The organism is Stenotrophomonas sp. STEN035 (assembly GCF_056759935.1).
This window is the reverse complement of sequence record NZ_JBRRDY010000032.1, coordinates 52,931-61,692: the sequence shown is the minus strand read 5'-3', so window position 1 is coordinate 61,692 and position 8,762 is coordinate 52,931. Positions and strand designations below refer to the sequence as shown.

Below are 8,762 nucleotides of genomic sequence, written 5' to 3'. Positions count from 1 at the left end.
CCCGGCCCCCCCCCCGCTCCCGGCGCCCTCGCCGCGCCGCGCCCGCGCCGGGCCCCGCCCGGCCGCCCCCCCCGCCCCCGCCCCCCCCCCCCCCCCCACTACCGGTGGGTTTGCTGGGAAGGCCTCTGCCGAGCATGGCTCGGCACTACATTGGTTTGCTTGATTTTGGTCAGTGCGCCGGTTGCGCGTGCGGCGCATGGTGGCTATCCAGGCGTGGAGGGCATTGCGATGGCCAAACCTTTTCCGTTGAATCCAAAGCATCCCGAGCGGATCTGCTGGGGCTGCGATCGCTATTGCGCCACCGATGCGCTGGCCTGCGGCAATGGTTCCGGGCGTACGCAGCATCCGGCCGAGCTGCAGGGCGAGGATTGGTATCTGGCGTGGGGGATAGCGCCTGAGCCCGGAAAGCCAGGGCGGGCGGCGCTGGGGAAATTGTAGGAGCGGCGTGAGCCGCGAAGCTGGCATTGTTGCGATTGCCTACAGCCTGCGATCCGATGAATTGCGGCTTCGCGGCTTACGCCGCTCCCACATGGTGGCGGGCGGGATTGCGGCCAAAGCCTTTGCCGAGCATGGCTCGGCACTACCCGTTGGGTTTTTCTGAATGGTGGCTGTCGCTGGCGGGGGGAGGCTTGATCGCGGCGCTGGTCGGCCCCATTACCGGTGAACAGTATTCCGGAGGCCGTATGGACCCCAGTCAGAACCCGAACGTGTTTCATGCCACCACCATCTGCTGCGTGCGTCGCGGCGAACATGTGGCGATTGCTGGCGATGGTCAGGTCACCCTGGGCCATACGGTGATGAAGGGCAATGCGCGCAAGGTGCGCCGGCTCGGCCGCGATGGCCAGGTGCTGGCGGGATTTGCCGGTGCAGCCGCTGATGCCTTCACCTTGTTTGAATTGTTTGAAGCCAAGCTTGAAAAGCACGGCCAGCTGACCCGCGCGGCGGTAGAACTGGCCAAGGATTGGCGCACCGATCGCCGCTACGGCAAGCTCGAAGCGCTGCTGGCCGTGGCCGACCGCGAGACTTCGCTGATCATCAGCGGTACCGGCGATGTGATCGAGCCGGAAGACGGCATCATCGCGATTGGTTCCGGCGGTTCCTACGCGCTCAGTGCGGCGCGGGCGCTGCTCAAGCACACCGATCTGGATGCACGTGGCGTGGCCACCGAGGCGATCAACATCGCCGGCGGCATCTGCATCTACACCAACACCAACGTCGTGGTGGAAGAGCTCTGAGCTCTTCGGCCATCAACCGCGAGTACCCCATGAGCCACAAGATCGAAGTTTCCTCCGCCACCATGACTCCGCGCGAAATCGTGCAGGAGCTGGACCGTCATATCGTTGGCCAGCACGACGCCAAGCGCGCGGTCGCCATTGCGCTGCGCAACCGCTGGCGCCGCATGCAGCTGCCCACCGAGCTGCGCAACGAGGTGATGCCCAAGAACATCCTGATGATCGGCCCGACCGGCGTCGGCAAGACCGAAATCGCCCGTCGCCTGGCCACGCTGGCCAATGCGCCGTTCGTCAAGGTGGAAGCTACCCGTTTCACCGAGGTCGGCTACGTCGGCAAGGACGTGGAGCAGATCATCCGTGACCTTGCCGATACTGCGGTGAAGTTGTACCGCGAGCAGGCCAAGGTGCGCGTGCGCACCCAGGCCGAAGAGAAGGCCGAAGATCGCATTCTTGATGCCTTGCTGCCGCGTCGTAGCGTTGGTATTGGCTTTGATCCGGAAGCAGCGCGCAATGAACCGTCGGCTGCCGATAACGAAACCCGCATCAAGTTCCGCCGCATGCTGCGCGCTGGCGAGCTGGACGAGCGCGAGATCGAACTGGATGTCGCCGCCAACGTCAGCATGGACATCATGACCCCGCCGGGCATGGAGGAAATGGGCCAGCAGCTGAAGTCGATGTTTGCCAATCTGGGCAGTGCCAAGTCGAACAAGCGCACGTTGAGCATCAAGGCTGCGCGTCCGCTGCTGATCGAGGAAGAGGCCGGCAAGCTGGTCAACGAAGACGATATCCGCACTGCAGCGATTGAAGCCTGTGAGCAGCATGGCATCGTGTTCATCGATGAGATCGACAAGGTCGCCAAGCGCAGCGATGCCGGTTCCTCCGGTGGTGATGTGTCACGCGAAGGCGTGCAGCGCGATCTGCTGCCGCTGGTGGAAGGCTCCAATGTGTCGACCAAGTACGGCACGGTGAAGACTGACCACATCCTGTTCATCGCTTCTGGTGCGTTCCATCTGGCCAAGCCCAGTGACCTGATTCCCGAACTGCAGGGTCGTTTCCCGATCCGCGTGGAGCTGGGCGCGCTGAGCAAGAATGATTTCGTGCGGATTCTCACCGAGCCGAAGGCGGCGCTGACCAAGCAGTACGAAGCCTTGTTGGCGACCGAGGGCGTCAAGGTCAATTTCACTGCAGAGGCGGTGGATCGTTTGGCGGAGATTGCGTTCCAGGTCAACGAGCGTCAGGAGAATATTGGGGCGCGTAGATTGCACACGGTGTTGGAGCGCTTGCTGGATTCGTTGAGCTATGAGGCGCCGGATCGTGATGGCGAAAGCATTGCGATCGACCCGGCGTATGTGGACAAGCACCTGGGTGAGTTGGTGAAGGACCCGGATCTGAGTCGCTATATTTTGTGATTGTTGCTTTGGTTTGGTGAATAGCGGCGGCACTTTGGTGTCGCCGTTTTTTTTAGTTGGTTGAAGGTGATGGTTGGGGTAGGGCAGCGGGCATTGCCAAAGCCAAAGCCGAAGCACTGCCTTTGCTTCAAGCCGTCATTCCCGCGCAGGCGGGAATCGCTCTGGCTTTGGCTCCGGCTGTCGGCATTGCCGGTAAGTCCCCTGCCGAGCATGGCTCGGCACTACCGGAGCTGCGCTTAGCCCTCCCTTTGCCGCAGGCAAGGGGAGGGTTGGGAGGGGTGCTTTTGCCTCGACCTTCGCTTGCTTCGCGGCTTACGCCGCTCCCACAAAGCTGGTGCGGCTCTGGCAGCGGTGCTCGGTAAGGCCTCTGCCGAGCATGGCTCGGCACTACACGGTTTGCTTAGTCTTCGTCCGGCGGTGGCAGCGGCGAAGGATCTGAGCCAGGTTCGAATACACCTGGCTTCACGTAGTGCGCCATCAGCGCATCCAACATTTCCCGGCTGTCACGTTCCAGGTCGAACTGGGTGGGTTCGAGCATGGCGCTGTACAACACGCCGGTCAGGCCTGCGTGCAGGATGCGTGCGCTGCTTGCGGTGTTCACGCCGTCGCGTAACTGGCCCAGGTCGCGCGCGCGCTCCAGGGCGCGGCGGAAAATCGCCATCTCTTCTTCAACGCTGTCGTGCTGCAGCTGCTGCATCGCCACGCTCTCGGCGGACAGGTCGTTGCGCAGCATGATCTCCATCATGTCGCGTAATTGTGGATCGTTGGCCAGTTCGCTCAAGGACACCAGCATCGCCGAGCGCAGGTCCAGGATCGGCGTGCTGCGCAGGGGGGAATAGGCTTGGCGCAGGCGCTTGATGAACGGCACGCGCTCGCGGTTGATCATCGCTTCCAGCACTTCGGTCTTGTTCTTGAAGTGCCAGTACACCGCGCCGCGGGAGACGCCCGCGCGCTCGCCTATCGCCGCCAGCGAGCTGCCGGCAACGCCGTGTTCATGGAAGCAGGCCAGCGCGGCATCGAGAATGCTTTCGCGGGTGGCAGCTGCCTCTTCTTTGGTCTTTCTGGCCATTGCTCGGTGCAAATGCTGGATGAAACCGACCTGAATTGTACCCGTTTACAAACATGCGTGTATGTATGTATATTTCCTCGGCTTGCTCTGCAGGATGGCCGTGATGTGTGCGGCGGTGGCGGTTGCCACCGATGTACCCGTAACGTATGTGGTACGGAAGGATATGCCCGGGCGTATCTCATGTTCCGCCCGATCCTCGAGCGCCACTTTTCCCCATTGAGCTCCTCTCCCATGCCTGCTATCAGTCGCTACCGTCTCGTCGCGCTTTCCCTCGCACTATCCGTCGCGCTCGTTGCCTGCAAAGGCGGCGGGGAGCAGCCGCAGCAGGGTGGGCCGGGTCAGGTCACCGTGGTCACGCTGAAGCCGGAAACGGTCACCTTGACCCGTGAACTGGCCGGCCGTGCCAACGGCTACCAGGTCGCCGAAGTGCGCCCGCAGGTCAGCGGCATCGTTGCCAAGCGCCTGTTCACCGAAGGCAGTGTGGTCAAGGCCGGCGATCCGCTGTATCAGCTGGATGACGCCGCCTACCGCGCCCAGGCCAACAGTGCCCGCGCGCAGCTGGCACGTGCCGAAGCCAGCGCCAACGCCGCCCGTCTGGCCGCGCGCCGCAGCAGTGAGCTGGTCAAGTCGCGGGTGATCAGCGTGCAGGACGACGAGAACGCACAGGCCGCCTGGAAGCAGGCCGAGGCCGACGTGCTCGCCGCCCGCGCATCCTTGGATGCTGCCAACGTGACGCTGGGCTATGCCCGCATCACCGCGCCGATCAGCGGCCAGATCGGCAAGTCCTCGGTTACCCAGGGCGCGCTGGTCAGTGCCGGTCAGGCAGAGCCGCTGGCCACCATCAACCAGCTTGATCCGATCTACATCGACGTCACCCAGTCCTCGGCCGAGCTGCTGCAGCTGCGCCGCGAACTGGCCGCCGGTCGCCTCGAGGGCGCCTCGGAACTGCCGGTCGACATCGTGCTGGAAGATGGCAGCACCTTCGGCCACAAGGGCAAGCTTGAGTTCTCCGAAGTCAGCGTCGACCCGGCTACCGGCAGCTACCTGATGCGCGTGCGCGTGGACAACCCGGACCAGGTGTTGATGCCAGGCATGTTCGTGCGCGCGGTGCTGGGCAGTGGTGTGCGCCCGAACGCGCTGCTGGTGCCGATGCAGGGCATTGCGCGTGATCCCAAGGGCGACACTTCCGCGATGGTGGTGGACGCCGAAGGCAAGGTTGCCGTTCGCCCGGTCAAGGTCAGCCGCACCATTGGTGACAAGTGGCTGGTCGAGGACGGTCTGAAGGCAGGCGACAAGGTCATTGTCGAAGGCTTGCAGAAGATCGGCCCGGGGATGCCGGTGCAGGCCACCGAGAAGGGTGCCGAAGCCGCCAAGCCAGCCGCCGCGCCTGCTGCGGCGCCGGCTGACAAGCAGTAAGCGGAGAACTACATGGCACGCTTCTTTATCGACAGGCCCATCTTTGCGTGGGTCATCGCCATCATCATCATGCTTGCCGGCGCGCTGGCAATGCTCAAGCTGCCGATCTCGATGTATCCCGAGGTCGCGCCGCCTGCGGTGTCCATTTCCGCCAGCTACCCGGGCGCTTCGGCCAAGGTGGTCGAGGACTCGGTGACGCAGATCATCGAGCAGAACATGAAGGGCCTGGACGGCCTGATGTACTTCTCCTCCAACAGCTCCTCCAACGGCCAGGCCAGCATCACCCTGACCTTCGAGAGCGGCACCAACTCCGACATCGCCCAGGTGCAGGTGCAGAACAAGCTGCAGCTGGCGATGCCGTTGTTGCCGCAGGAAGTGCAGCGCCAGGGCATCAACGTTGCCAAGTCCAGCTCGGGCTTCCTCAACGTGCTGGGCTTCGTCTCTGAAGACGGCAGCATGGATGAGAACGACATTTCCGATTACGTCGGTTCCAATGTCGTCGATCCGCTGAGCCGCGTGCCGGGCGTGGGTTCGATCCAGGTATTCGGTGGCAAGTACGCCATGCGCATCTGGCTGGATCCGACCAAGCTGCAGACCTACAAGGTGTCGGTCGACGAGGTCACCGCTGCAGTCAAGGCGCAGAACGCGCAGGTCGCCGTGGGTCAGTTGGGTGGTGCACCGGCCGTCAAGGGCCAGCAGCTCAACGCCACCATCAATGCCCAGGATCGTCTGCAGACGCCGGAGCAGTTCCGCAACATCGTGGTCCGTACCGAAACCGACGGCTCCACCCTGAAGCTGGGCGACGTTGCCCGTGTCGAACTGGGCGCGGAAACCTACGACTTCGTTACCCGTTACAACGGCAAGCCGGCCTCCGGCCTGGCCATCACCCTGGCTACCGGCGCCAACGCGCTGGAAACCGCCGAGGGCGTGAGCAAGACCCTGGACGAGTTGAAGGCCAACTTCCCGGCCGGCATGAAGGCAGTGATCCCGTACGACACCACGCCGTTCGTGAAGGTGTCGATCAAGGGCGTGGTCAAGACGCTGCTGGAAGCCATCGTGCTGGTGTTCGTGGTGATGTATCTGTTCCTGCAGAACTTCCGCGCCACCTTGATCCCGACCATCGCCGTACCGGTGGTGTTGCTGGGCACCTTCGGCATCCTCTCGGTGCTGGGTTTCTCGATCAACATGCTGACCATGTTCGCGATGGTGCTGGCGATCGGTCTATTGGTCGATGACGCCATCGTGGTGGTGGAGAACGTCGAGCGCATCATGTCCGAGGAAGGACTGTCGCCGCTGGAAGCCACCCGCAAGTCGATGAGCCAGATCACCGGCGCGCTGGTTGGTATCGGCCTGGTGTTGTCGGCGGTGTTCGTGCCGATGGCCTTCATGAGCGGCTCCACCGGCGTCATCTACCGGCAGTTCTCGGCGACGATTGTGTCGGCGATGGCCTTGTCGGTGCTGGTCGCCATCGTGCTGACTCCGGCGCTGTGCGCCACCATGCTCAAGCCGCTGAAAAAGGGCGAGCACCACGTTGCACATAAAGGTATCTCGGGCCGTTTCTTCAACTGGTTCAACAACGGCTTTGATCGCACCAGCGGCACCTACCAGCGCGGCGTGCGCGGCATTCTTGCCCGTCCGGGTCGCTTCATGGCGGTGTTCCTGGCGCTGGCGGTGGTGATGGGCCTGCTGTTCGTGCGCCTGCCCAGCTCGTTCCTGCCCAATGAAGACCAGGGCATCCTGATGGCGCTGGTCAATGCGCCGGTCGGCGCCACCCAGGAACGTACCCTGGAGTCGATCTACAAGCTGGAAGACCACTTCCTCAACAACGAGAAAGACGCCGTTGAATCGGTGTTCTCGGTGCAGGGCTTCAGCTTCTCGGGCATGGGCCAGAACTCGGGCATGGCCTTCGTCAAGCTCAAGGACTGGCACGAACGTAGTGCCGATCAGGGCGTAGGTCCGATCACCGGCCGCGCGATGGCCGCACTGGGCCAGATCAAGGACGCCTTCATCTTCGCCTTCCCGCCGCCGGCCATGCCGGAGCTGGGTATCGCCTCGGGTTACACCTTCTTCCTGAAGGATAATTCCGGGCAGGGCCATGATGCGCTGGTCAATGCACGTAACCAGTTGTTGGGCATGGCCGGCGAAAGCAAGCTGCTGGCCAACGTGCGCCCGAACGGTCTGGACGATACCCCGCAGCTGCGTCTGGACATCGACGTGGCCAAGGCCGGTGCGCATGGTCTGTCGCTGGACACCATCAACAGCACGCTGGCTACCGCCTGGGGTTCGAGCTACGTCGATGACTTCATCGACCGTGGTCGCGTCAAGCGCGTCTACGTGCAGGCCGATGATGCCTTCCGCATGAATCCGGAAGACTTCAACCTGTGGACGGTGAAGAACTCCTCGGGCGAGATGGTGCCGTTCTCGGCCTTCGCCAGCCAGCGTTGGGATTACGGTTCGCCGCGTCTGGAGCGTTACAACGGTGTTTCCGCACTGGAAATCCAGGGTGAAGCCGCACCGGGCGTAGCCTCGGGTGACGCGATGCTGGAAGTGGAAAAGCTGGCCAAGCAGTTGCCGGCTGGTTTCACCATCGAATGGACTGCCGTGTCCTATCAGGAACGAGAGGCTGGTTCGCAGACGCCACTGCTGTACACGCTGTCGCTGCTGATCGTGTTCCTGTGCTTGGCTGCGCTGTATGAAAGCTGGAGCGTGCCGACTGCGGTGTTGATGGTTGCACCGCTGGGTATTCTCGGTGCGGTGCTGGCCAACACCATGCGCGGCATGGAGCGTGACGTGTACTTCCAGGTGGCGATGTTGACCACGGTGGGTTTGACCTCGAAGAACGCGATCCTGATCGTCGAGTTCGCCAAGGAGCATCTGGAGAAGGGGTCGGGCGTGATCGAAGCGACGATGCACGCGGTCCGCGACCGTCTGCGCCCGATCATCATGACTTCGCTGGCCTTCGGCCTGGGCGTGTTGCCGTTGGCGATCGCCTCCGGTGCGGGTTCGGGTGCACAGCGCGCTATCGGTACCGGCGTGTTGGGCGGCATGGTGGTGGGCACCTTGCTCGGCCTGTTCTTCATCCCGCTGTTCTTCGTAGTGGTGCAGCGCTTGTTCAACCGCAAGCAGCTGGCCAGGAACGGCGACCTGCCGCAGCAGTAAGCGGGCAGGGTAGTTGCAAGCAAAAGGCGCCGAAAGGCGCCTTTTGTTTTTTTAGCCCCTCTCCCGCTTGCGGGGTGAAAGAGGGGCGTTTACAAACCATCGGTTTGTGCCCCTGTTGAACGAACTTGCGCCAGCGCAAGGGCCGGGGCGCGGAGCGGGGGTTGGGGTGAGGGCAGCTCTGGGCCTGGGAAGCCTGAAAGCCAACCCCTCCCCAACCCTCCCCTTTGCTGCGCAGAAAGGGAGGGGGCTAGAAGCAAGGCAAAAAAAACCGGGCTGGGCCCGGTTTTTTTATGCTTCGTTGTCCGCCAGCTCCAGTAACTGAGCCTTCTCAACCGCGCCCAGGCGCTGGGCAAATACCGCCAGGCGGTTGCAGAGCTCGGCCTGATGTTCCGGATGTGCCGCTACCAATTCACGTTGAACCTGTTGGTAGGCATCCCAGAACGGGGCCGAACAGCGATGTCGTGCGTACTGCTGTCG

Annotated in this window: 7 protein-coding genes; 6 read left to right on the top strand and 1 reads right to left on the bottom strand. The window is 63.0% G+C overall.

Features of this window, described 5'->3' with window-relative positions; genetic code table 11:
- The first annotated feature begins 159 nt into the window (after positions 1-159).
- From ACVOLL_RS16205 to hslU, 4 genes are all read left to right on the top strand, one after another.
- Positions 160-438 (top strand): DUF3079 domain-containing protein, encoded by a 279-nt coding sequence (locus tag ACVOLL_RS16205; protein WP_481513818.1) that lies wholly within the window; start codon positions 160-162, stop codon positions 436-438.
- A 7-nt stretch (positions 439-445) separates the two neighbouring features.
- The gene (locus ACVOLL_RS16200; protein WP_481513817.1) at positions 446-601 is read left to right on the top strand and encodes a hypothetical protein; all 156 of its coding nucleotides are present in this window, start codon (positions 446-448) and stop codon (positions 599-601) included.
- A gap of 82 nt (positions 602-683) precedes the next feature.
- Entirely contained in the window at positions 684-1,235 is a 552-nt protein-coding gene (gene hslV, locus ACVOLL_RS16195; RefSeq protein WP_055772387.1) for an ATP-dependent protease subunit HslV, read from the top strand.
- 29 nt (positions 1,236-1,264) lie between these two features.
- Entirely contained in the window at positions 1,265-2,641 is a 1,377-nt protein-coding gene (hslU, locus tag ACVOLL_RS16190) for an ATP-dependent protease ATPase subunit HslU (RefSeq protein WP_481513816.1), read from the top strand.
- A gap of 400 nt (positions 2,642-3,041) precedes the next feature.
- On the opposite strand, the gene ACVOLL_RS16185 is transcribed toward hslU, so the two are convergent.
- Positions 3,042-3,710: a TetR family transcriptional regulator gene (locus tag ACVOLL_RS16185; protein ID WP_481513815.1), complete on the bottom strand. Its 669-nt coding sequence runs from the start codon at positions 3,708-3,710 to the stop codon at positions 3,042-3,044.
- Positions 3,711-3,941: 231 nt separating this feature from the next.
- Here ACVOLL_RS16185 and ACVOLL_RS16180 point away from each other — a divergent pair, with 231 nt between their 5' ends.
- Both ACVOLL_RS16180 and smeE read left to right on the top strand, forming a co-directional pair.
- A complete protein-coding gene (locus ACVOLL_RS16180) occupies positions 3,942-5,126 on the top strand; it encodes an efflux RND transporter periplasmic adaptor subunit (RefSeq protein ID WP_481513814.1) in 1,185 nt (394 codons plus the stop codon).
- 12 nt (positions 5,127-5,138) lie between these two features.
- Positions 5,139-8,285 carry a multidrug efflux RND transporter permease subunit SmeE gene (gene smeE, locus ACVOLL_RS16175; RefSeq protein ID WP_481513813.1) on the top strand — a complete coding sequence of 1,049 codons (3,147 nt, stop codon included), beginning with the start codon at positions 5,139-5,141 and terminating at the stop codon, positions 8,283-8,285.
- Positions 8,286-8,762: the final 477 nt, after the last annotated feature.

Bases quoted from the DNA above. Each gene is read 5' to 3' on its own strand.
- hslV (WP_055772387.1), top strand. From the start codon at position 684: ATGGACCCCAGTCAGAACCCGAACGTGTTTCATGCCACCACCATCTGC.
- hslU (WP_481513816.1), top strand. From the start codon at position 1,265: ATGAGCCACAAGATCGAAGTTTCCTCCGCCACCATGACTCCGCGCGAA.
- ACVOLL_RS16185 (WP_481513815.1), bottom strand. From the start codon at position 3,710: ATGGCCAGAAAGACCAAAGAAGAGGCAGCTGCCACCCGCGAAAGCATT.
- ACVOLL_RS16180 (WP_481513814.1), top strand. From the start codon at position 3,942: ATGCCTGCTATCAGTCGCTACCGTCTCGTCGCGCTTTCCCTCGCACTA.
- smeE (WP_481513813.1), top strand. From the start codon at position 5,139: ATGGCACGCTTCTTTATCGACAGGCCCATCTTTGCGTGGGTCATCGCC.